Source organism: Mycobacterium sp. 852002-50816_SCH5313054-b (assembly GCF_001667185.1).
Taxonomy (GTDB): Bacteria; Actinomycetota; Actinomycetes; order Mycobacteriales; family Mycobacteriaceae; genus Mycobacterium.
The window spans coordinates 1-21,782 of record NZ_LZIC01000038.1; the positions used below are offsets into that span (position 1 = coordinate 1).

The window sequence follows — 21,782 nt, forward strand, 5'->3', positions numbered from 1 at the left end:
CCGCCGTTCCCGCCGTTGCCGGCGGTGGAGAAGCCGCCGGCGCCGCCCGCGCCGCCGGCGCCGAACAGCGCGCCGGCCCCGCCGTTACCGCCGTTTCCGCCGACGGGACCCGACCAGCCGGCGCCGCCCGCGCCGGCGGAGCCGAGCAGCCCCGCGGCCCCGCCGTTGCCGCCGTTGGGGTGGCCGGCGCCACCGGAGCCCCCGCTACCGCCGTTGCCGATCAGGATGCCGGCGTTCCCGCCGTTGGCCCCGGTGCCCGGGGCCCCGTTGGCGCCGTTGCCGATCAGCGGGCGCCCGAACAGCGCTTCCGTCGGCGCGTTCATGGCGTCCAGCAGGGTCTGCTGGACGTTGGCGGCCTCGGCGCTGACGTACGAGGCCCCGCCCGCGCTCAAGGTCTGCACGAACTGGTCATGGAACGCCGCCGCCTGGGCGCCCAGCGCGTGAAAGTCCAGCGCCTGGCTGGAAAACAGCGAGGCGACCGCTACGGACACCTCGTCGGCGCCCGCGGCCAGCACCCGCGTCGTCGAGGCCGCCGCGGCCGCGCGGGCCGCGCTCAGCGTGGTACCGATGCCGGACAAGTCCGAAGCCGCCGCCCCCAGCGCCTCCGGTGCAGTGATCACAAATGACATTCCCCCGCACCTTTCGTCAGCTCGTAGGACGGACGTTATCGCTACGGCGGGGTCGGCGCAGTGGATCAACCTGTCCGGGCCGCCGGGTAGCCTGGCCGCGTGGACTATGCCGCGGCGTTCCTCGACGAGAACCGGGCGTTTGCCGAGCTTTTCCGCGACGTCGACGACGCGACGCCGGTGCCGACGTGCCCGGGCTGGACCCTCACCCAGCTGTTGCGCCATGTCGGGCGCGGTGACCGCTGGGCGGCGCAGATCGTGCGCGACCGGCTCGATCAGTACCTCGACCCGCGGACAGTGGAAGGCGGCAAGCCGCCGCCGGATCCCGCCGACGCGATCTCGTGGCTGCAGCGCGGCGCGCAGCGGCTGGTCGACGCGGTCGAGTTGTCGGGCGTGGAAACACCGGTGTGGACATTCCTCGGGACGCGCCCGGCGAACTGGTGGGTTCGGCGGCGGCTGCACGAGACGGCGGTGCACCGCGCCGACGCCGCCCTCGCGATCGGCACCGAATTCACCCTCGACGCGGAGATCGCGGCCGACGCGATCACGGAATGGCTTGAACGGGTGGCGATTCAGGCCGGCAGCGAGGGGGCGCCGCTGCCGCTCGAGGCCGGCGACACCCTGCACCTGCACGCCACCGATCCGGGCCTGGGTGACGCCGGCGAATGGACGATGCGCGTGGACGGCGGCGCCATCACCTGGTCGCACGACCATGGCAAGGGCAGCGCGGCGCTGCGCGGCGGCGCCACCGAGTTGCTGCTGGCGATCGTTCGCCGGGTCCCGGTGGCCGACACCGGTATCCAACTGTTCGGCGATGACGCCGTGTGGCAAAAATGGCTGGACCGTACGCCGTTATAACTCGGGTCGACACGGTACCTTGCTGACCATGACCACATCGGAGATCGCCACCGTTCTGGCGTGGCACGACGCCCTCAATGCCTCCGACATGGCGACGTTGGAGGCGCTGTCCAGCGACGACATCGAGATCGGCGACGCCCACGGGGCCGCCCAGGGCCATGAGGCGCTGCGCAGGTGGGCCGATTCCCACCGAGGCACGGCGGAGCCCGGCCGGATGTATGTGCACGACGGCGTCGTGGTCGTCGAACAGAAGGTCAGCACCCCGGACGGGGGCGTCACCAACGCCGCGTCGGCGTTCCGGGTGGTCCACGATCATGTCACCGCGGTGTTCCGGCACGAGAATCTGGCCGCGGCGCTGGCGGCCACCGAAGTCACCGAGGCCGACCTCGTCAATTAGCCGCCGAAGAGGAGAGGCATTCATGCGCGGGATCATCCTGGCGGGCGGATCGGGCACCCGCCTGCATCCGATCACCATCGGCATCAGCAAACAGCTGCTGCCGGTCTACGACAAACCGATGATCTACTACCCGCTGTCCACGCTGATGATGGCCGGCATCCGAGACATCCTGGTGATCACCACTCCGCACGACGCGGCCGGCTTCGAGCGGCTGCTCGGCGACGGCTCGCAATTCGGCATCAACCTCAGCTACATCCAGCAGGCCCAACCCGAAGGCCTGGCACAGGCTTTCGTGCTCGGCGCCAAACACCTCGGCAACGAATCGGCGGCGTTGGTGTTGGGCGACAACATCTTCTACGGCCCGGGCCTGGGCACCAGCCTGAGTCGCTTCCAAAACATAAGCGGCGGAGCGATTTTCGCTTATTGGGTGGCGAACCCGTCGGCCTACGGCGTCGTCGAGTTCTCCGACGACGGCATGGCGCTGTCGCTGGAGGAGAAGCCGGCCACGCCGAAGTCGCAATACGCGGTGCCGGGCCTGTACTTCTACGACAACGACGTGATCGAGATCGCCAAGAACTTGAAGAAGTCGGCGCGCGGTGAATACGAGATCACCGAGGTCAACCAGATCTACCTCAACCGGGGCCGGCTGTCGGTCGAGGTGATGGCCCGCGGGACGGCGTGGCTGGACACGGGCACCTTCGACTCGCTGCTGGACGCCAGCGACTACGTCCGCACGCTGGAACGGCGGCAGGGGCTCAAGGTCAGCGTTCCCGAGGAAATCGCGTGGTTGCAGGGCTGGATCACCGACGAGCAGCTGACCGAACGGGCCCGGACCCTGGTCAAGTCGGGTTACGGCGACTACCTGTTGGGGCTGTTGGAACAGCGGCGCTGACCTGGGTCGGTTCCGAAGCGGGTTTGGCGAGCACCGCCGCGATCCCCGTGGTCAACGGCACCGACAGCGCCAGCGCGATGCCGCCCACCGCCGAGCGGGCGAGCTCGATGGCGACGCTCTCACTGGTCAGCACGTCAGTCAGCGAGCGGTTGGAGACGCTGAACAGCAGCAGCAACGGCAGCGACGTGCCGGCGTAGGCCAGCACCAGCGTGTAGACCGTGCTGGCGATGTGGTCGCGGCCCACCCGGATGGCGCCCAGGAAAACCGCCCGCCGCGAGCCGCCGAGGTGGGCGAGCTCGAATACCGTCGACGCCTGGGTCACGGTCACGTCGTTGAGCACACCCAGCGACCCGATGATGAACCCGACCAGCAGCAGCCCGCTGATCGACACGTTGCCCAGATATGCGGAGACCTGGCCGTTCTGGTCGTCCGACAGACCGGTGAGATGCGCCAGATCGACTGCGGCCCAGGATAATCCGGCTGCCAGCAGCAACGCCGACAGGGTGCCCAGCAGGGCGGCGCTGGTGCGCAGATTGACCCCGTGGGCGAGGTAGATCACCGCGTACAGGATTGCCGCGGACGCCACCAGCGCCACCGGGACGGCCGGCGCGCCGTCGCGCAGCGCGGGCAGCAGGAACACCACCAGCACCAGGAATGCGACCACGATGCCGACCAGCGCGAGCAGCCCGCGCCAGCGGGCCACCGCGACGATCACCACCGCGAACGCGACCGCGAGGGCGACCAGCTGCCAGCCGCGCTCGAAGTCATAGAAGGCGTAGCTGGTCGTGCCCTGCTCGTCGACCTGCCGGACGAGCCGGACGCGATCAGCCGGCGCGAAGTGCGGTTGTCCCGGTCCCGGCGAAGACTCCAACAGCGTCTTGGCGCCGGCGTTCGGCCCGGAATCGATGGCGATCAACGTCTGGGTGCACCGCCCGGCGCCGGGGACCGCCGGTTGGGGTGCCGTGGTGAGCACCTGGCCCGCGGACGCGCTGCCACAGTCGGCCAGGGCGCTGGACAGCACGTGCCCGCGCTGGGTGCTCACCGCGCCCCCGGCGGCGTTCTGGAAGGGCATCGGGATGTCGACGTGCTGGCGGCTCGGCCAGAGCAGCACCGCACCGGCGATCACGCCCACACCGATGGCGACCAGCAGCCCCACGACGATCTTGGCGGGCAGCGGGCCAAGCGGAGACGGGCCCCCGGACAGGCTGTGCGAGTGCGAGTGGGTCACCCGGTCGAGGGTAGAGGGCGCCGCTGCGGGCTTACTGCCGATAACCGGTCAGGAAGTTGCCCAGCCGCTCGATCGCGGCGGCGAGGTCGCGGGACCACGGCAGCGTCACGATGCGCAGGTGATCGGGCTCGGGCCAGTTGAATCCGGTGCCCTGGGTCACCAGGATCTTCTCGGACAACAGCAGCTCGAGGACCAGTTGCTCGTCGTCGGCGATGTCGTACACCTCGGGGTCCAACCGGGGAAACGCGTACAGCGCGCCCTCGGGCTTGACGCAGGACACGCCCGGGATCTCGTTGAGCTTGGTCCAGGCGACGTCGCGCTGCTCGAGCAGCCGGCCGCCGGGAAGGACCAGGTCCTCGATGCTCTGATGGCCGCCGAGGGCGACCTGGATCGCGTGCTGCGCGGGAACGTTGGGGCACAACCGCATGTTGGCCAGCAGGCTGATTCCCTCGATGAAGCTGCTGGCGTGGTCCTTGGGGCCGGTGATGGCCAGCCAGCCGGCCCGATAGCCGGCGACCCGGTACGCCTTCGACAGGCCGTTGAAGGTCAGGCACAGCATGTCGGGCGCGAGCGAGGCCACGTTGATGTGCTTGGCGTCGTCGTAGAGGATCTTGTCGTAGATCTCGTCGGCGAGCAGGAGCAGCTGATGCTTGCGCGCCAATTCGACCATCTGGGTGAGGATTTCGCGACTGTAGACCGCGCCGGTCGGGTTGTTGGGATTGATCACGACCAGCGCCTTGGTGCGCTCGGTGATCTTGGATTCCAGGTCGGCGATGTTGGGCTGCCAACCCTCGGTCTCGTCGCACAGATAATGCACGGGGGTGCCGCCCGCCAGCGACGTCGACGCCGTCCACAGCGGGTAGTCGGGCGCCGGGATCAACACCTGATCGCCGTTGTCCAGCAGGGCTTGCAGCGTCATCGTGATCAGCTCGGAGCACCCGTTGCCCAGGAAGACGTCGTCGACGTCGAACCGGGGGAAGCCCTCGACCAACTCATAGCGGGTGACCACCGCGCGCCGGGCGGGCAGGATGCCCTGCGAATCCGAGTAGCCCTGGGCGTAGGGCAGCGCCTGGATCATGTCGCGCATGATCACGTCGGGGGCCTCGAAGCCGAACGGCGCCGGGTTGCCGATGTTGAGCTTGAGGATGCGGTGTCCCTCGGCTTCCAGCCGCGCGGCGTGCTGGTGCACCGGGCCGCGGATCTCGTACAGGACGTCCTGGAGCTTGGACGACTGCGCGAACGTCCGCTGCCGGTGATGACCGACGGCGTGCACGGGCAGCTGGTGGGTAGTCACGTCACCTATCGTGCCATTGTTGTCCAGCGAAATTTGCTGACAGCATCAATTTGTGATCAACGTTTGCCCGGGGGGCGAGCGCCACGGGCGATGCCCAGCCCCTTCACGGGCGGCGCGGGCTTTGCTGCGTCGCCGTCGGACTGCGTGGCAGGCTCCGGTGTGGGCTCGGCTTTCGCCTCGGGCTGCCCGGCGGGCTGGGCCTCGGCCGGTTCCGCCTTTTCCGCAGCCGCGGGCGCTGCCGGTGCCGCCTTCTTGGCGCCGGGCCGCTTGGCGCCGGCGGCGATGCCCAGCCCCTTGACCGGCGCGGCCGGTGCTTTGGGTTCCTCAGCCGGCGCGGCCTCCGCGGCCGGGGCCTCGGCGGGTGCTTCGGTCGCCTTGGCGGCGGCCGCGGGTGCCGCCGGTGCGGCTTTCTTGGCACCGGGTCGCTTGGCGCCGCCCGCGATGCCCAGCCCCTTGACGGGCGCGGCTGGAGCCTTGGCTTCCTCGGCCGCGGGAGCTTTGGCCTCGGCGGCAGGTGCGGCCGCGGGCGCGGCTTTCTTGGCCCCGGGTCGCTTGGCGCCGCCGGCGATGCCCAACCCCTTGGCGGGGGCGGCCGTCGTGGCCTTCGCCGGTTCCGCGGCCTTGGCGGGCGCGGGCTCCTCGGCCTTGGCAGGCGCCTCCGCGGGCGCGGTCGCGGCCTCGGCCTTGGGCGCCGCCTTGGGCTTTTCGGCGGCCCGCTTCTCGGCTTCCCTTGCGGCCGTGCCCTTTTCGGGCAGGGTCGCCTTGTCGTACTCGAGCGACGCGAGGAGTATCTGCGCCACGTCGAGCACCTCGACGCCGCTGCGACCCGCTTCCTCCTGCCGGTCGTTGACGCCGTCGGTGACCATCACCCGGCAGAACGGGCAGCCGGTGGCGATCGTGGCGGCGTTGGTGGCCAGCGCCTCGTCGACGCGTTCGTGGTTGATCCGCTTGCCGATGTGCTCTTCCATCCACATGCGGGCACCGCCGGCGCCGCAGCAGAAGCTGCGCTCGGCGTGGCGCGGCATCTCGGTGAGGTTGGCCCCCGCGGCGCCGATCAGTTCCCGGGGCGCCTCGTACACCTTGTTGTGCCGGCCCAGGTAGCAGGGGTCGTGATAGGTGATGTCCTGCGACACCGGCGTGATCGGCACCAGCTTCTTGTCGCGCACCAGCCGGTTGAGCAGCTGGGTGTGGTGCAGCACGGTGTAGTTGGAGCCCAGCTGCCGGTATTCCTTGCCGAGGGTGTTGAAGCAGTGCGGGCAGGTCACCACGATCTTGCGGTCGACGGTCTCCACGCCCTCGAAGACGCCGTCCAGGGTCTCGACGGCCTGGGCGGCCAGCTGCTGGAACAGGAACTCGTTGCCCGACCGGCGCGCGGAGTCGCCGTTGCAGGACTCGCCGGTGCCCAGCACCAGGTACTGCACGCCGGCGATGGCCAGCAACTCGGCGACGGCCTTGGTGGTCTTCTTCGCCTTGTCGTCGTAGGCGCCCGCGCAGCCCACCCAGAACAGGTACTCGAAGCCGTCGAAGCTGTCGACGTCCTCGCCGTAGACCGGGACGTCGAAGTCCACCTCGGCGATCCAGTTGGTCCGGTCGGAGGCGTTCTGCCCCCACGGATTGCCTTTGGTCTCAAGGTTTTTGAACAGCACCGACAGCTCGGAGGGGAACTCCGACTCCATCATCACCTGGTAGCGGCGCATGTCGACGATGTGATCGATGTGCTCGATGTCCACCGGGCACTGCTCGACGCAGGCGCCGCAGGTCACACAGGACCACAGCACGTCGGGGTCGATGACGCCGCCCTGTTCTTCGGTACCGACCAGCGGGCGGGTGGCCTGCGCCGGTCCCGAGCCCATGACGCGGCCGAAGCCCGACTCCGGGACGTGGTGCTCCTCGGCGTGCTTCTCGCCGGCCAGTTCCTCGCCGATCCCGCCCTCGGGCGTGTTCTCGGCGGGGGTCTCCTTGTCGCCGAGGATGTACGGCGCCTTGGCCATCCAGTGGTCACGCAGATCCATGATGACGAGCTTGGGCGACAACGGCTTTCCGGTGTTCCAGGCCGGACACTGCGACTGGCAACGCCCGCATTCGGTGCAGGTGGCGAAGTCGAGCATCCCCTTCCAGCTGAAGTCCTCGATCTTGCCGCGCCCGAATTCCGCGTCGTCGGGCGGGTTTTCGAAGTCGATCGGCTTGCCGTCGGCCTCGATCGGCAGCAGCGGGCCGAGCCCGTCGGGCAGCCGCTTGAAGATGACGTTGATGGGCGCGGTGAAGATGTGCAGGTGCTTGGAGTGCAGCACGATGATCAGGAACGCCAGCATGACCGCGATGTGCAGCAGCAGGGCCGTCGTTTCGATGATCTCGTTGGCGGGTTGGCCGAGCGGGCGCAGGATCGCGCCGAACAGCTGCGATAGGAACGCGCCCTTGCCGTAGGGCAGCGTGCCGTTGTTCACCGCCGACCCGCGGACGAACACATAGGTCAAGATGACGTTGAAGATCATGAACAGCACCAGCCAGGCGCCGCCGGTGTGCGAGCCGTAGAACCGCGACGAGCGGCCGATCTCACGCGGGCTGCGCGTCAGCCGGATGATCGCGAACGTGGTGATGCCGAGGAAGACGGCGGTGGCGAAGAAGTCCTGCAGGAAGCCCAGCGCGTCCCAGCGCCCGATGATCGGGATGTGGAAGTTGTCCTGGAACAGCAGCCCGTAGGCCTCGATGTAGACCGTGAGCAGGATGAAGAATCCCCACATGGTGAAGAAGTGCGCCAAGCCGGGAATGGACCACTTCAGCAGCCGGCGCTGGCCGAAGACCTCGGCGATCTCCGTCCAGAGCCGCCTGCCGACGTCGTCGGTGTGCCCCGGGGCCGGTGTCCCGGAAGTGACCAGCTTGAACAGGAAAAGGACCCGCCGCGCGGCGAAGGCGAGCACGAACAGCGTCATGCCCATGCCCACGATCAGTCTGATGAGCATCTGCGTGGTCACAAAAACTCTCCCCGATGCATAGTTACTTAGCCTGCTCCGTTTGCCGATCAGCCCTGCTCATAGTTACATCTCCGCCGCTGACGGCGCGAGAAAGGCTGCCCTAACTTACTGCCCGGGCCGCGCTAGCGCGGTGGCACGGGGAACGGCATCGGCAGTGGCCTTTGTCGGGTGGTGGTCGGCGCCGCGGTGGTCGTCGGCGCCGCCGAGGTGGTGGTCGGCGCGGCGCTGGTGGTGGTCGGCGCCGCGCTCGTGGTGGTGGGCGCCGCCGTCGTGGTGGTGGGCGCCTGGCTGGTGGTCGTGTCGGGCGGCTGCGTCGACGGCTGCGGCGGCGGCGGGAGCACCGTCACGGTGGTGGTGCCGTTAGGCGCCGTGATCGTCTCTGTTTGCGACGTCTGCGGGGGCGCCGGTTCGTTCGGCGGGGTGTTGTTGACCGGGTTCGGCTTGGCGTGGCCGAGGGTCAGCGCCAATACGACCGCGACCAGGACGGCCGCGGCCGCGCCGACGACGCTCAACACCAGCGCCGTGCGCTTGTACCACGGCAGCGGACCGGGCGCGGCGGCGTAGCGGCGGCTGTCCGCATCGCCGGATGCCGTCGGCTCGCGGCCATATTGGCCGGTCATGTCGGGTCCCGCGTACGGCACCGGCTCGGCGGCGTCGTCCTCGTCCTGTGACCACGCCACGGGGCTGGCACCCTCGGCGACCCGGGCGGTCTCCACCAGTTCGGTCGGGTTCTCGACGACGGGGCCGGCCGCGGTGGCGACGCCCGCCCCGCCTTGCAGCGCGCCGAGCGACGCCGCGCCGATGGCGGCGGTGAACGCGGGCTGCGGCGCGGCGTGGACCGAAGCCTGCAGGCGCTCGGAGAGGCGAGCGCTGATCAGCGGAATGGCGGCGCCCCCGCCCACGGTCGCCACGACCGCCAGGCTGGATCGTCCAATCCCGTTGCGCTGCAGGGTGTCTTCCACGTTGCCGACGAATCGGTCCAGCGCCGGCGAGATGAGTTGCTCGAATTCGGCGCGGGAGAGCCGGACCTCGTCGCCGGAACCCGCCGCGACCGTGGCGGCGCTGGCAGTCGACAGCTGTTCCTTGGCGCGGCGGCACGCGGCGAGCAGCCGGGACTGCGATCCGATCCGCGCGGTGCTGGCCAGGTCGGCGCTGGTGGCGTCGGAGGCACCCGCGCGCACGTAATCGAGAATGAGTTGATCGACGGCGTCGCCGGAGAAATCGGCGTAGCGCACTGACGGACCGATCTGCTGGAGGTTGGCTCCCGCGTTGGCCAGGGTGACGCTGGTGCCGCTGGCGCCGAAGTCGCACAGGGCGACGACGCCCTGGGCCGGAAACCCCGGCCTGCCGCGCAGCGTGCCCAGCGCGGCCGTTGCGTCGGATATCAGGGTCGGCGCGACCCCGCCGCGCGTCAGGTCCGGCTGGGCGAAGAATTCCTCGCGCAGCGCGGTGGTCTGCGCTTCCGACCAGTAGGCCGGGACCGCGACGGTGACCGGCGTGCCGTAGCCGACCGTGCGCGCCATGGCTTCGATCGCTTCGACCGTCAGCACCTCGCCGAGGTACTTCGTCCCGTCGGCCGCCACGAGCGGGGCCCGGTCGCCGACCCGCTCGACGAATCCGCGCAGCACCAGCCCGGATTCGGTGAGGTTCGGGTTTTCCTCCGGCAGGCCGACTTCCGTCGGCCGGTGCTCGAACAGCGTCAACACGGCACTGCGGACCACCGGGGCACCGCCCTCGCGGGCCGCAACCAGGTTGGCCGCCCCGATCGACAACCCGAGCGACTCGTTCACCACGCCAACCCCATTACGAGAGGCCGGGCGGCAGCGTGACCACCGGACCGTCGGGAATGGTGATCACCGACGGCAGCTGCGGCATGTGGTGCCGATGCGTCGGCTGTTGCTGAGTCGGCTGATGCGTTGGCTGCTGGGTCGGCTGCTGCGCCGGCGGCTCGCTCGCACTGCTGGGGGGCGTCTCGGACGGCGGGGTTGTCGTTGGCGTGGTCGTCATCGTGGTGGTCGTCGCGCTCGTCGGGGTGGTGCTGCTCGTGGTGCTCGGGGTGTGGCTGGTGCCCTGGCCGCCCTGGATCAGCTCCATGAGCCCGTAAACGATCAGCGCGAGCAGGATCGCGACGGCGATCACCCACGCGATGACCCCCAGCGGCTTCCGATACCAGGGGGTGGGCTCGGGTTCCTGGTCGAACGGGTCGAGTGCATCGGGCGCATCGGCTGCCTCCGGCTGATCGGGCGGCATGTCCGCGGGCGGCGGGGATTCGCCCGGCCTCGGGGGGCCGCCCGGGCCGCCGTAGTTCGCAAACTGCGTCCGCTGGTTGTGGAAGTCGTCGGGTGGGCCGTTGGGTGCCACGGCACCGATGGTACTGACACCGACTTTCCGGCCAGCTCAGCACCGGCGGGCGTGTTCAGTCGGCGCCGGCGGGGGCGGTCACCGATGCGCGCGTCCCACCGCCGACCGCCGACGTGAGCTTCATCGATCCGCCCATCGCCTCGACGCGAACCGCCAGCGACGCGAGTCCGATGTGACCTTCGGAGACGCACCGATCCAGGATGGCCGGATCGAAACCCACTCCGTCGTCGACGACGGTGAGCGTGATGGCGTCGCCAGCGCGTGCGAGGCGCACCCGCACGGTGCCGGCCTGCGCGTGCTTGTAGGCGTTGGCGAGCAGTTCGCGCGCCGCCCGGTACAACAGGGACTGTGACCGGGGCCGGTCGACCTCTTCGAGATCGGCCTCGACGGCGAAGCTGCCGCGGAGCTCGTAGGCGCGCACCAGCTCGCGCAGCGCGGCGGTGAGACCGACCTCGGTGAGCACCTGGGGATGTAAAGAGGTGACCGTGCTGCGCAGCCGGGTCGCCGTCTCCTGGATCGCCTGGTATGCGGCGTCCAGTCCGGGATCGGTATGCCGTTCGCGGACCTCGTCGAGTTCCAGCCGCGCCGCCAGGAGATCCTGCAGCGGCCCGTCGTGGAGGTGCTCGGCCAGCGCCCGGGCGTTGCGCTCGTCGGCGCGCATCGCCTCCGCGACGAGCGTGCGGCGCATCTCGAGCAGTGCCGCCACCCGAGCCGCGGCGCGCGTCAGGAAATAACACAGGGCCGTCATCGCGGCCGCCAGCCACAGCAGCAAACCGAAATGGGTGTACACGACGCTCGGCAGCTCAACGGTGTCGTCGCGCTTGGAGTAGACGATCCACACCCCGAGATACCCGACGGCGGTGCAGATTCCCACGGCGGCGGCCAGCGCCGGGCGGTCCTGGAACGCCACCGAGATGGGCAGCAGGAAGAACACCGGCAGCAACGCCACGGTGGCGCCGCCCGACACCACGCACAGCGCCACCACGGTCAGCACGTCGATGCCCGTCGATACCCAGCCGGCCCACGTCGGCACCGGGCCGCGCAGCACGACCACCACCCATACCAGTGCGGCGACGCTATAGGCCCCGAGGATCACCGCATAGGCCAACGGCAACCAGTGCTCGACCTCCCACACCGAGACCAACAGGACGATCAAACCGATCAGCGGCAAGCGCAGAAACGCCGACAAGCGGACGGGCTCGGCCGCCACGAAGTCGACCATGCGGGCCAGCGGGCGGCCCATGCTATTCGAGCAGTCCGCGCCGCATCGCGGCCGCGACGGCGGCGGCGCGATCGTTGACACCGAGTTTCTCGTACAACCGTTGCGCGTGGGTCTTGACCGTGGACGGCGCCAGGTACAGTTCGGCGGCGATCGCGGGGATGGTGCAACCCTGGGCGATGAGATTCAGCACCTCGCGCTCGCGGGTGCTGAGCACGGGTGCCGGGGCTTCGCTGCGGCGGCGGATCTCCCCCGCCAGGCCGGCGGCAAGGGCCGGCGAGACGACGTCCCGGCCCTGAGCGCAGTCCAGCACGCCCTGCACGATCTCGCTTTTCGTCGATTCTTTGGGCAGAAATCCCGCGGCGCCCTCCGCCAGGGCGTGGAAGACGATCTCCGATTCGTCGTGCGCCGACAGCAGCAGCACCCGCGTCGGCAGGTCATCAGCGCGCACCGCGGCGGCGACCTTGGCGCCGTCCATTCCGGGCATCCGGTAATCCAGCAGGGCGACGTGCGGCAGATGGGTCTTGATCAGGGCCAGGGCGGCGATGCCGTCGTCGGCTTCGGCGACGACGTCGACTTCGCCGCTCGACGTCAGCGCGCGCACCACGCCATCGCGAAACAGCGGGTGATCGTCGCCCACGACCACACGCACTTTCTCGGTCGTTGCCCGGCCGACCATGCCGCTCAGTGTCACACAGAGGTGCCGCCGTTTCCCCCAATCGGGGGACGCGTGATTCATCCCGGCTGCGACCGGTCGGCGGACAGACAGCGGTGAGCCGTCCCGGGATAGTCATTGCCCGGGGGCGGAACCCGGCAGAAGGATCGACGTGTCCAACATCAGGGATGTACCCACCGTTTCCGTCGCTAGGGTGCCCGAGGCCCGCCTGGAGTGGGTGTCCAAGGCGCTCTGTCGCACCGCCGATCCCGAAGAGCTCTTCGTGCGCGGAGCCGCGCAGCGGAAGGCCGCCGCCATCTGCCGGCACTGCCCGGTCGTCGCCGAGTGCCTCGCCGACGCGCTCGACAACCAGATGGAGTTCGGCGTGTGGGGCGGCATGACCGAGCGCCAACGGCGGGCGCTGCTCAAGGACCACCCCGAGGTGGGCTCCTGGTCCGAGTTCTTCGCGGCCCGGGGCAAGCGCCGCCGCAGGACGGGCTAAGCGGTCAGCCCGAGCTCCTGGTCGATCTGCGGCCAGTACTGGGGACCGTCGAGCGTGAGGATGATCCAGTCGTGGATCTGGCCATTGGCCAACACGAAGTTGAACGGGGCCCCGGCGGTGGCGGCTTCTTGCTGCAGCACAAGCACGTCGGGCGAGAGTATGTCCAGGTTGCCCGAGTAGACATACGTCGGCGGGAGCCCGCTGAGCGATCCGTTCAGCGGACTCACCATTGGGTCGCTCACGGGGAGGCTGCCTGCCCACTCCTTCCCGATTACTTGCGCCGGCCCAAGGGGCAGCAGAGGATCCTGCACGAACGCGATATTCGGATTGGTCATCGCCAGGTTGAGCCATGGAGACAGCAGAACCATCGACCCCGGTACCGGGTCACCCTGGGTCACCATGTATTCGGTGGCCGCCAGGGCGAGGTTGCCGCCGGCGGAGTCACCGATCACGCTGACGTGCGGGGCCCCGTGCGCGCCGATCTGCGAGTTGATGAAGCCGGCCATGTTGGGCACCACCGTGCCGGCGGTGCCGCCCTGCTGCAGCAGCGGGTAGATCGGCACCTCGATGGTCGCGCCGGTCTGGTAGGCCATCACCGTGTAATCGAGCCAGTGGAAGATCGACGGCGCGAAGATGAACGCGCCGCCGTGGATGGCGACCACGTAGTCGCCGTTGGGATGGGCCGGCGTGATCTGCACGACGGGCATCCCGTTGTACGTGGTGTGCTGCACCGTTTCCCCGAGTAGCAACGGCAACAGCCGCGGCGGGTTGTTGCTGAGGCCGATCCCCAGCAGCGGGTTGTCGCCGGTAAACAGCTGCAGGAGCGGGGAACTCGGCGATTCGATGTAGTTCTGCAGCCCCGAGAAGGCCAGGAACGGTTTGACCGGGTACAGCGCGGCTTCCTCGAGCCTGGTTATCAGCGAGGGCCCGCCGGTGAAGGTCCCCGTCTGCGTTGCCGAGAAGGGCGGCGCGGCCGGCGCCCCGAAGATCGTGCCGATGACCGTGGTGGCCACGTTGTTGAATCCGCCCTCGACGGCTTGGACGAACTCGCCGGGCAGATTTTCCAGCGCCAGTTCCCACTGGCCCAACTGCGCGACCGTCGCCGACGCGCTGGCGTGATAACCGCCCATCGCGGCGACGTCCTGGGCCCACATCCGCTCGTATTCCGCCTCGGCGGCCGCGATGGCCGGGGCGTTTTGACCGAACAGGTTCGAGATCACCAGCGACACCAGCTGGCCGCGATTGGCCGTGATCGATCCGGGGTCCACGATCGTCGCCAGCGCGGCCTCGTAGGCGGTGGCCGCCGCGCGCGCTTGGGCCGCCGACGCTTCGGCTTGCGCCGCCGCGCCGCCCAGCCAGTCCACATAGCCGGCGGCCGCGTTGGTCATGGAGGCCGACGACGGGCCCTGCCACGCCTGGCCGGCCAGGTCCGAGGTCACGGAGCTGAACGCGTTGGCCGCCGCGCTCAGCTCGCTGCGGATCCCGTCCCAGGCCGCCGCCGCCTCGAGCATCGGCCCCGGGCCCGGCCCGTCGAGCAGGAGCACCGAATTGACCTCAGGCGGAAACACCGAAAAGTTCACCACTGCTCCCCTCGATCGTCGTTGATCAGCCCATCAGCAGCCCATGGAGCAACGTACATTCTCCGGTCTGCTCATTACCCCGGGAGGCCGAAATCAAATCCAATTCCGACCGAATCGGTTACTGCGTTGCCAGCCGCTCGGAAGGGCATGCTCGGTCCTCTCTGTGCGATTGATCCTGGATTTTTCATCGTCGAAAGTGGGTAACCTTTGTTTGCTGAGACATCGAAGCGAGTGCGTGGGGCAGAGGCAACATGGCGAACAAGGCCAAGATCGTCGCCGTCTTCTCGATGTGCCCCGTCGTCATCACGGCTCTCTGTGCAACGACTCACTGTGCTGCGCGCGCAGACGATTCGGGGACCGCGGTCTACAGCGGCGTCAGCCGGGTTCGTCAGACGTGCGGGCCGATCAACGACGACCCGCGGTTGACAGTCGCAGCGCAACGGCACGCCGACGACATGCTGAAGAGTGGTGTGAGCGGCCATGTTGGTTCGGACGGCTCTTCACCCCAGGCGCGTATCGCGGACGCGGGCTACACCAGGGCCGGCTACACGGGTGAGATCGTGTACTGGGGCACGGGATCGGCTGCGACGCCGAGCGTAGCGGTCGACCGGTGGATGGACAGTCCGCCACACCGAGCGATCATCTTGAACTGCGCATTCACCGCAGCCGGTTTCGCCACCGCCTCGGACGGCAACAAGATGACCGCAGTCGGTGACTTCGCGGGACCTTGAGGTCCATTCAGAACGTGTTGACCTTCTCGACGCTGACGAACATGCCGTGGCCGGTGTGGTCGTTGGTGAAGCGGGTGCCTTGTTCGGTCGCGCTGATCGTCCAGCCCTGCGCCGCGTAGGTCTTGTAGTCGATGGTGACCGTCGGGATGGCGCCCAGGTTGCCCAACACCCACTGCACGTTGCCGCCGGAGCTGATGCTCACGCCGTTGGCGTGCTCGCCCTCCTGCAGCGGGGAATTGGTGAACGGCGCCTCGCAGCCGACGGTCTCCTTGTTGATCTGGCAGCGCGTGATGCCGGTCTTGGTCTCGATGAAGACGTAGCCTTCGTGGTCCGGCGGGAGCGGGATGGCGCCAACGGGCGGCGTGGTCGGGGTCGCCGGCCCGGTCGTGCCCGGGGGTGGGGCCGCGGTTGCGCTCGGGGCCGGCGTCGTGACGCTCGGCCGCGGGGTGGGGAAGGTGGGTTCGACCGGCCCGGCCCCGGGCGCGGCGACCGGCCTGCCCTCGATGGTGGAGGTGCAGCCGTCAATCAACGCGGGACCGGCCAGCAGGGGGACGAGCAGCAGCGAGCCCCCGGCCAGACTCCGCCGCGCTTTCTGCGATAACTGCACCCGCCGCTCCCGACAATCTCAGATTCAGCGCTCAGAGTACGCAAGAAGGGGCGAAAGTTACTGTAAGGCGGGCCCTATCGATGCCGAGCCGATGGCGCAGGTTTATCGCGGCGTGACCGAGCCGAGCTCGGCGGCCCGATGCGCGGCCGCGACGATGCCCTGGTAACCCGTGCAGCGACAGAAGTTGCCGGACAGGCCCTCGCGTATCTCGTCGTCGGTGGGATTCGGGTTGTCACGCAGCAATGCCGTCAGCGACGTGACGAAACCCGGCGTGCAGAAGCCGCATTGCAGCCCGTGGCACTCCCGCAGCGCCGACTGCACGGGCGACAGGGTGCCGTCCGGCGACGCGATGCCCTCGACCGTCGTCACCGCCAGGCCGTCGGCCTGGACCGCGAACATCAGGCACGACCGGACTGCGTCGCCGTCCACCAGCACCGTGCACGCGCCGCACGCCCCGTGCTCGCAGCCGAGATGGGTGCCGGTGAGCCCGCACTTGTCGCGCAGGAAGTCCGCCAGCGTCATCCGCGGCTCGACGCTGTCGGTGATGTCAGTCCCGTTCACCGACAACCGGATCGGTTGCTCATGCATTGGCTGCTCCTGCGTGTGCTTCGTCGATGGCCTGGCTCCACGCGCGCGCGACCATGGTGGCGCCCACCTGGGTGCGGTATGACGCCGACCCCTGCAGGTCGGTCGGGACCTCGTCGAGGTCCGCCATCGCCGCCCGGCCGATGTCCTCGGCCACCAGCTCACCGACCGGCTTCCCGACGACCTCGGCCTCGGCCGCCGTCGCGCGCCTGACCGTGGAGCCCAGGCCCAGCAGCCCGATCCCGCAGCGCGACACCCGGTCGGCGTCGTCGAGCTGGACGGCGACCAGCGCGCCCGCGATCGCGAAATCGCCGTGGCGGCGCGCGAATTCGTGCACCGAGAAGCCGGACCGCCCGTTCCACACGGGGAATCGCACACCGGTCAGCACCTCGTCGGAATCCATCGTGGTCTCCCACAGGCCGGCGAAGAAGTCCGTGGCGGCGATCTCCCGCCGACCGCGCGGCGACAGCACCTCCATCACCGCGTCCAGCGCCAGCGCGGCTGCCGGGTATTCGCCCGCGGCGTCGGCGTGGGCGATCGACCCGCCCAGGGTGCCGCGGTTGCGGATCTGGAAGTGCCCGACGTACGGCGTGGCCCGCGTCAGCAAGGGAACCGCCTGGCGCACTTGATCGTCGGCGCCCACCGTGGCCTCCGTGGTACCCGCGCCGATCCACAGCTCGTGGCCCCTGCGCTCGATGCCCCGCAGCTCGGCCAGCCGGGAGATGTCGATGAGGTGGTCGAAGTAGGCCAGCCGCATCGCCAGCATGGGAACCAGGCTCTGGCCGCCGGCGATGATCTTCGCGTCGTCGCCGAGCTCGGACAGCAGCGCGACGGCGGCGTCGATGGTGTCGGGGCGGTGGTAATCGAACGCGGCGGGTTTCATCGGGCCGCCTCGCTCAGCAGCGCCGCGATCGAGGCCGGGCTGGCGGGCAGCCGGGTGATCGTCACGCCCAGCGGCGCCAGCGCATCGTTGATGGCGTTGATCACCGCGGGCACCGAGCCGATGGCCCCGCCCTCGCCGGCGCCCTTGTAGCCGCCGGGCCCGGGGCCGGGGATCTCGACGTGGCCGAATTCGATCGGCGGGACCTCGGTGGCCGTCGGCAGCAGGTAGTCGACGAAAGTCGTTGCCAGCGGGTTGCCGTCGTCGTCGTAGGCGAGGTCCTCCATCAGCGCGCCGCCGATGCCCTGCACGGTGCCGCCGGCGATCTGGCCCTCCACGACGGCCGGGTTGATCATCGGCCCGACGTCCTCGCTGACGATGTAGCGCAGCAGCGTGACCTTCCCGGTGGCCACGTCCACTTCGCAGGTGCAGGCGTGGGTCGCGTTGGACCACAGGATGGGCGCCTTGGCGACGTAGCGGGCGCTGGCCTCCAGCTCGGGTGACATCCCGGGCGGCAGCGCCTGCGGCGAGTAATAGGCGACGTAGGCCAGCTCACCGAAGCTCACCTGTTTGGACGGGTCGTCGCGCACCGCCGCGGTCGAATGCGCCAGCACCACTTCGGATTCGGCCACCTTGAGGTGGTGGGCCGCCAGCGCCACGATCTTCTCGCGCAGGATGGTGCCGGCCTCCTCGACGGCCCCGGCCGTCATCGGCCCGCTGCGGCTGCCCTGTGTCCCCGCCCCGTACGGCGTGATCGCGGTGTCGCCCTGGATGGTGGCGACATCGTCGATGTCGGCGCCCAGCGCGTCGGCGGTCAGCTGAATCACGGTGGTTTCCAGGCTGTTTCCGCTCGAGCCACCGTTCACGTAGACGTTGATCTTGCCGGTCGGCTCCATCCGCATGGTGCAACCCTCGGTGGCCAGGTGGCCGGTCGCCGCCCCGGTCGGCTCGATGTACGCCGAGAATCCCAGGCCCAGGTAGCGGCCCTGCGCCAGCGCCTCGCGCTGCTCCTTGCGAAACCCTTCGTGGTCAAGGAGTTTCACCGCCTGCTCGAACGTCTCGCTCGGGGCGACATGGTCGTAGGGCATGCCGTTGGGGTTGAAGTACGGCATCTCGTCGCGGCGCAACAGGTTGCGGCGGCGCAGCTCGACCGGGTCGAGGTTCATCTTCCGCGCGGCGACGTCGAGCAGGATTTCGCGCGCCAGCGTCTCGTACTGCCACGGCCCGCGGTAGGCGGCCAGGCCGCTGGTGTTCGAGAAGACCGTCTTGTAGTTGAAGCTGGCCTTGGGCACGCGGTAGGGACCCGGGAAGAACATGCCGATGGCGGCCGTGGTCAGCACCGGGTAGGGCGTCGGATAGGCGCCGATGTCCTGGACGAAGTCGATGTCGGCGGCCAGGATGTTGCCGTCGTCGTCGAACGCCATCCGGCCGGTGCCGTCGACGTGGCGGGCCTGGCCGGCCGACATCAAATTCTCGCGCCGGTCCTCGATCCACTTGAGCGCCGCGGGCACCTTGCGGGCCGCCAGCATGATGCACATGTCCTCGCGCATCGGGACGACCTTCTGGCCGAAGGCGCCACCGGTGTCGCGCATGATGACCCGAACCCGTTGGGCCGCAATGCCTAACAGCCGCGCGCAGAAGGCCCGCAGCTCGTGCGGGGTTTGCGTGGACGCCCACAGGGTGAGCTCTTCGGAGGCCGCGGACCACTCGACGACCAGCCCGCGGGTCTCGATCGGCACCGGCGCGTAAATCTGTTGGTAGATATTCTCTTTCACGACGCAGGCCGCCGACGCGAACGTGTCTTCGTCGGGTGGTGCGCCGCCCATTCCGCCCGCGACGTTGTTCGCGTAGGTCTCGTGTACCAGCACGTCGGAGGACTGCGCCCGGGTGAAGTCGGTGATCGCGGGCAGCGGCTCGTAGTCGACGTCGACCAGCTCCAGCGCGTCCTCGGCGACATACCGGCTCTCGGCGACGATCAGCGCGACCGGGTCGCCGACGAACTTCGCCTCGCCCTCGGCCAGCGGCGGGCGCGGGGTGTCCGCGACGTCCTTGCCCGCGACGGCGTGCCACGCCTCCTTGACGTCCGGGTTGAGGTCGGCGGCGGTGAACACCGCGCGCACGCCGGGCAGCGCCAGCGCCGCCGAGGCGTCGATGCCGTTGATCTTCGCGCGCGCGAACGGGCTGCGCACGAAGCAGGCGTGCAGCATGCCGGGCCGCGCGATGTCGTCGACGAAGCCGCCGCGGCCGGTCAGCAGCCGGCCGTCCTCCACCCGTTGGACGCGGGTGCCGGCGTAGCGGGGCGCCGGAGCGGAGGGGGCGTGGACGTCCTGAGTCATTGCGCTCCATCCGGTTGTCGCCTGATGAGAACCACGATGCCATCATAGGAGAGTGGCGTTATCGCAGTCGATAGCCGTCGGTGTCTTGCTCGCCGCGGGCGCGGGACGGCGCTACGGCAAGCCGAAAGTGCTGGTCAACGGCTGGCTGGACGCCGCGGTCGGCGCGCTGCAGCGAGGCGGGTGCGGGGCCGTCGTGCTGGTCCTGGGTGCCGCCCCCGAGGTCGCGGCCCCGCCCGGGGTCACCGCGGTCGTCGCGCCGGACTGGAGCGATGGGCTGAGCGCGTCGGTGCGCGCCGGCCTGGCCGAGGCCGACCGCATGCGCGCGGACTACGCGGTGCTGCACGTCATCGACACGCCCGACGTCGGGCCCGCCGTGGTGGCGCGGGTCCTGGCGCGCGCGGTGTCGTCCCGCAGCGGCCTGGCGCGCGCCTCCTTCGGCGACCGCCCCGGACATCCGGTGGTCATCGCGCGCCGGCACTGGCCCGCGGTGCTGGCGCAGCTGTCCGGGGATCGGGGCGCGGGCGACTACCTGCGCGGCCGGCCGGACGTGGAGAACGTCGAGTGCGGCGACCTCACCGGCGGTCAGGACATCGACGAACCCTGAGCCGGTGAGGCCGCCACGTCGTCTTGGGCGGCAACGCTCACCCGATGGCGGACCAGGAACCAACCGCCGATGAGCGCGGGGACGCCGACGACCGTCGCCCCGATCAGGTACGGCCCCTGCACCTTGTCGAAGAACATCAGGATCACGACGCCGACCAGGAAGGCCAGCGTGAGATAGCCGCTGTACGGGGACAGCGGCATCCGGAAACTCGGCCGCTGCACCCTGCCGGCCTTGGCCAGCCGGTAGAACTGCAGCTGGCTCGCCACGATCGTCCCCCAGGCGAACACGATGCCCACCGCGGCGATGTGGAGCACGATTTCGAAGGCCTGGCTCGGCTTGACGGCGTTGAGCACGATGCCCAACAAACCCACCGCGCTGGTGAGCAGGATCCCGCGGTAGGGCACGCCCCGCTTCGACATCGGCGCGGTGAACTTCGGTCCGCTGCCGTTGATCGCCATCGACCGCAGGATGCGGCCCGTGGAATACAGTCCCGCGTTCAGGCTCGACAGCGCGGCGGTGAGGACCACCACGTTCATCACGCTGCCCGCCCCGCTGACGCCGGCTTTGGAGAAGAACGTCACGAACGGGCTGACGTTGGCCTTGTACGCGGTGTAGGGCAGCAGCACGCCCAGCAGGACGGTGGACCCGATGTAGAAGACCGCGATGCGGAACACCACCGAGTTGATCGCGCGCGGCATCACCTTCTCCGGGTTGGCCGTTTCCCCGGCCGCGATGCCGACGAGTTCGACGGCGGCGTAGGCGAACACCACCCCCGACGTGACGAGCACCAGCGGCAGCACACCCGTCGGTACCAGCCCGCCGTGGGTGTTCCACAGGCCCGGGCCGGTGTCGTGGCCGTCGATCTTGAAGCGCCCGACCAGAAAGACCGCGCCGACGACCAGGAACGTCACCAGCGCCAGCACCTTGATCAGCGAGGCCCAGAACTCCAGCTCACCGAAGGCCTTGACCGAGATCAGGTTCATCGACAGCACCAGCAGCAGCGCGAACAAGGCGATGGTCCACTGCGGAATGTCGTGGAAGGCGCTCCAGTAGTGGCAGTAGTGCGCGATCGCGGTGGTGTCCACGATCCCCGTCATCGACCAGTTCAGGACGTACATCCAGCCGGCGACGAAAGCCAGCTTCTCCCCGAAGAATTCGCGGGAGTACGACACGAACGAGCCCGTCGACGGCCGGTGCAGCACCAGCTCTCCGAGCGCGCGCAGGATCAAGAAGACGAAGATGCCGCAGATCCCGTACACCAGAAACAGCCCGGGGCCCGCCGAGGCGAGCCGCCCGCCGGCACCCAGGAAAAGGCCGGTTCCGATGGCACCGCCGAGGGCGATCATCTGGATCTGGCGGTTTTTGAGGCTCTTGTGATAGCCCTCGTCTTCGCGCGCGAGCCGCGCGGCGGCGCTGTCTGGCTCTGGCATCGAGCTCCTGCCGTGGTGGCTGCGG

At 69.4% G+C, this 21,782-nt stretch carries 20 protein-coding genes; 6 read left to right on the forward strand and 14 right to left on the reverse strand.

Annotation, left to right across the window (positions count from 1 at the left end):
- The coding region (locus A5787_RS07090; protein ID WP_066963711.1) for a PE family protein at positions 1-629 on the reverse strand (629 nt) is incomplete at its 3' end.
- A gap of 99 nt (positions 630-728) precedes the next feature.
- Between A5787_RS07090 and A5787_RS07095 the strand changes: the two genes are divergently transcribed.
- The 3 genes from A5787_RS07095 to rfbA are packed head-to-tail and all read left to right on the forward strand — an operon-like array spanning position 729 to position 2,773.
- Positions 729-1,484, forward strand: a complete 756-nt coding sequence (locus A5787_RS07095; protein ID WP_066963714.1) for a maleylpyruvate isomerase family mycothiol-dependent enzyme — start codon at positions 729-731, stop codon at positions 1,482-1,484.
- Positions 1,485-1,512: 28 nt separating this feature from the next.
- A complete protein-coding gene (locus tag A5787_RS07100; RefSeq protein WP_066963717.1) occupies positions 1,513-1,881 on the forward strand; it encodes a nuclear transport factor 2 family protein in 369 nt (122 codons plus the stop codon).
- 22 nt (positions 1,882-1,903) lie between these two features.
- Positions 1,904-2,773 carry a glucose-1-phosphate thymidylyltransferase RfbA gene (gene rfbA / locus A5787_RS07105; RefSeq protein ID WP_066963719.1) on the forward strand — a complete coding sequence of 290 codons (870 nt, stop codon included), beginning with the start codon at positions 1,904-1,906 and terminating at the stop codon, positions 2,771-2,773.
- On the opposite strand, the gene A5787_RS07110 is transcribed toward rfbA, so the two are convergent.
- From A5787_RS07110 to A5787_RS07140, 7 genes are all read right to left on the reverse strand, one after another.
- Complete coding sequence (locus A5787_RS07110) at positions 2,721-4,001, reverse strand: YibE/F family protein (protein WP_066963722.1); 1,281 nt, start codon at positions 3,999-4,001, stop codon at positions 2,721-2,723. The genes rfbA and A5787_RS07110 overlap by 53 nt on opposite strands.
- A gap of 31 nt (positions 4,002-4,032) precedes the next feature.
- A complete protein-coding gene (locus A5787_RS07115) occupies positions 4,033-5,322 on the reverse strand; it encodes a pyridoxal phosphate-dependent aminotransferase (RefSeq protein WP_066963725.1) in 1,290 nt (429 codons plus the stop codon).
- Positions 5,323-5,351: 29 nt separating this feature from the next.
- Positions 5,352-8,267: a heterodisulfide reductase-related iron-sulfur binding cluster gene (locus A5787_RS07120; protein ID WP_066963728.1), complete on the reverse strand. Its 2,916-nt coding sequence runs from the start codon at positions 8,265-8,267 to the stop codon at positions 5,352-5,354.
- A gap of 122 nt (positions 8,268-8,389) precedes the next feature.
- On the reverse strand, positions 8,390-10,057 hold the full coding sequence (locus A5787_RS07125) for an Hsp70 family protein (RefSeq protein ID WP_066963731.1): 1,668 nt from the start codon (positions 10,055-10,057) through the stop codon (positions 8,390-8,392).
- Between the two features lie 13 nt (positions 10,058-10,070).
- Positions 10,071-10,628: a hypothetical protein gene (locus tag A5787_RS07130; protein ID WP_066963734.1), complete on the reverse strand. Its 558-nt coding sequence runs from the start codon at positions 10,626-10,628 to the stop codon at positions 10,071-10,073.
- A 55-nt stretch (positions 10,629-10,683) separates the two neighbouring features.
- Positions 10,684-11,871, reverse strand: coding sequence for a sensor histidine kinase (locus A5787_RS07135; RefSeq protein ID WP_066963738.1), 1,188 nt, complete (start codon positions 11,869-11,871; stop codon positions 10,684-10,686).
- 1 nt (position 11,872) lies between these two features.
- A complete protein-coding gene (locus A5787_RS07140) occupies positions 11,873-12,526 on the reverse strand; it encodes a response regulator transcription factor (protein ID WP_066964005.1) in 654 nt (217 codons plus the stop codon).
- A 142-nt stretch (positions 12,527-12,668) separates the two neighbouring features.
- Here A5787_RS07140 and A5787_RS07145 point away from each other — a divergent pair, with 142 nt between their 5' ends.
- Positions 12,669-13,004, forward strand: coding sequence for a WhiB family transcriptional regulator (locus tag A5787_RS07145; protein ID WP_066963742.1), 336 nt, complete (start codon positions 12,669-12,671; stop codon positions 13,002-13,004).
- Here A5787_RS07145 and A5787_RS07150 read toward each other — a convergent pair.
- A complete protein-coding gene (locus A5787_RS07150; RefSeq protein WP_066964008.1) occupies positions 13,001-14,572 on the reverse strand; it encodes a PPE family protein in 1,572 nt (523 codons plus the stop codon). The two genes, A5787_RS07145 and A5787_RS07150, sit on opposite strands and share 4 nt — an antisense overlap.
- Before the next feature lie 263 nt (positions 14,573-14,835).
- Between A5787_RS07150 and A5787_RS07155 the strand changes: the two genes are divergently transcribed.
- The gene (locus A5787_RS07155) at positions 14,836-15,315 is read left to right on the forward strand and encodes a CAP domain-containing protein (RefSeq protein ID WP_066963745.1); all 480 of its coding nucleotides are present in this window, start codon (positions 14,836-14,838) and stop codon (positions 15,313-15,315) included.
- 7 nt (positions 15,316-15,322) lie between these two features.
- Here A5787_RS07155 and A5787_RS07160 read toward each other — a convergent pair whose 3' ends face one another.
- From A5787_RS07160 to A5787_RS07175, 4 genes are all read right to left on the reverse strand, one after another.
- Positions 15,323-15,922: a hypothetical protein gene (locus A5787_RS07160; RefSeq protein WP_066963748.1), complete on the reverse strand. Its 600-nt coding sequence runs from the start codon at positions 15,920-15,922 to the stop codon at positions 15,323-15,325.
- 102 nt (positions 15,923-16,024) lie between these two features.
- Positions 16,025-16,510, reverse strand: coding sequence for a (2Fe-2S)-binding protein (locus tag A5787_RS07165; RefSeq protein WP_066963751.1), 486 nt, complete (start codon positions 16,508-16,510; stop codon positions 16,025-16,027).
- The gene (locus A5787_RS07170) at positions 16,503-17,390 is read right to left on the reverse strand and encodes a xanthine dehydrogenase family protein subunit M (RefSeq protein WP_066963754.1); all 888 of its coding nucleotides are present in this window, start codon (positions 17,388-17,390) and stop codon (positions 16,503-16,505) included. Before A5787_RS07170 ends, A5787_RS07165 begins: the two co-directional genes overlap by 8 nt.
- Positions 17,387-19,723, reverse strand: coding sequence for a xanthine dehydrogenase family protein molybdopterin-binding subunit (locus A5787_RS07175; protein ID WP_066963757.1), 2,337 nt, complete (start codon positions 19,721-19,723; stop codon positions 17,387-17,389). The genes A5787_RS07170 and A5787_RS07175 overlap by 4 nt, the downstream gene beginning before the upstream one ends.
- 52 nt (positions 19,724-19,775) lie before the next feature.
- On the opposite strand from A5787_RS07175, the gene A5787_RS07180 reads away from it, so the two are divergent.
- Positions 19,776-20,327, forward strand: coding sequence for an NTP transferase domain-containing protein (locus A5787_RS07180; RefSeq protein WP_066963761.1), 552 nt, complete (start codon positions 19,776-19,778; stop codon positions 20,325-20,327).
- Here the strand turns inward: A5787_RS07180 and A5787_RS07185 are convergent.
- Positions 20,306-21,757, reverse strand: a complete 1,452-nt coding sequence (locus tag A5787_RS07185; protein ID WP_066963764.1) for an amino acid permease — start codon at positions 21,755-21,757, stop codon at positions 20,306-20,308. The genes A5787_RS07180 and A5787_RS07185 overlap by 22 nt on opposite strands.
- Between the last annotated feature and the right edge of the window lie 25 nt (positions 21,758-21,782).

Coding starts and splice junctions, on each gene's coding strand:
- A5787_RS07170 (WP_066963754.1), bottom strand. CDS start 17,390: ATGAAACCCGCCGCGTTCGATTACCACCGCCCCGACACCATCGACGCC.
- A5787_RS07100 (WP_066963717.1), top strand. CDS start 1,513: ATGACCACATCGGAGATCGCCACCGTTCTGGCGTGGCACGACGCCCTC.
- A5787_RS07165 (WP_066963751.1), bottom strand. CDS start 16,510: ATGCATGAGCAACCGATCCGGTTGTCGGTGAACGGGACTGACATCACC.
- rfbA (WP_066963719.1), top strand. CDS start 1,904: ATGCGCGGGATCATCCTGGCGGGCGGATCGGGCACCCGCCTGCATCCG.
- A5787_RS07185 (WP_066963764.1), bottom strand. CDS start 21,757: ATGCCAGAGCCAGACAGCGCCGCCGCGCGGCTCGCGCGCGAAGACGAG.
- A5787_RS07155 (WP_066963745.1), top strand. CDS start 14,836: ATGGCGAACAAGGCCAAGATCGTCGCCGTCTTCTCGATGTGCCCCGTC.
- A5787_RS07140 (WP_066964005.1), bottom strand. CDS start 12,526: ATGGTCGGCCGGGCAACGACCGAGAAAGTGCGTGTGGTCGTGGGCGAC.
- A5787_RS07135 (WP_066963738.1), bottom strand. CDS start 11,871: ATGGGCCGCCCGCTGGCCCGCATGGTCGACTTCGTGGCGGCCGAGCCC.
- A5787_RS07175 (WP_066963757.1), bottom strand. CDS start 19,723: ATGACTCAGGACGTCCACGCCCCCTCCGCTCCGGCGCCCCGCTACGCC.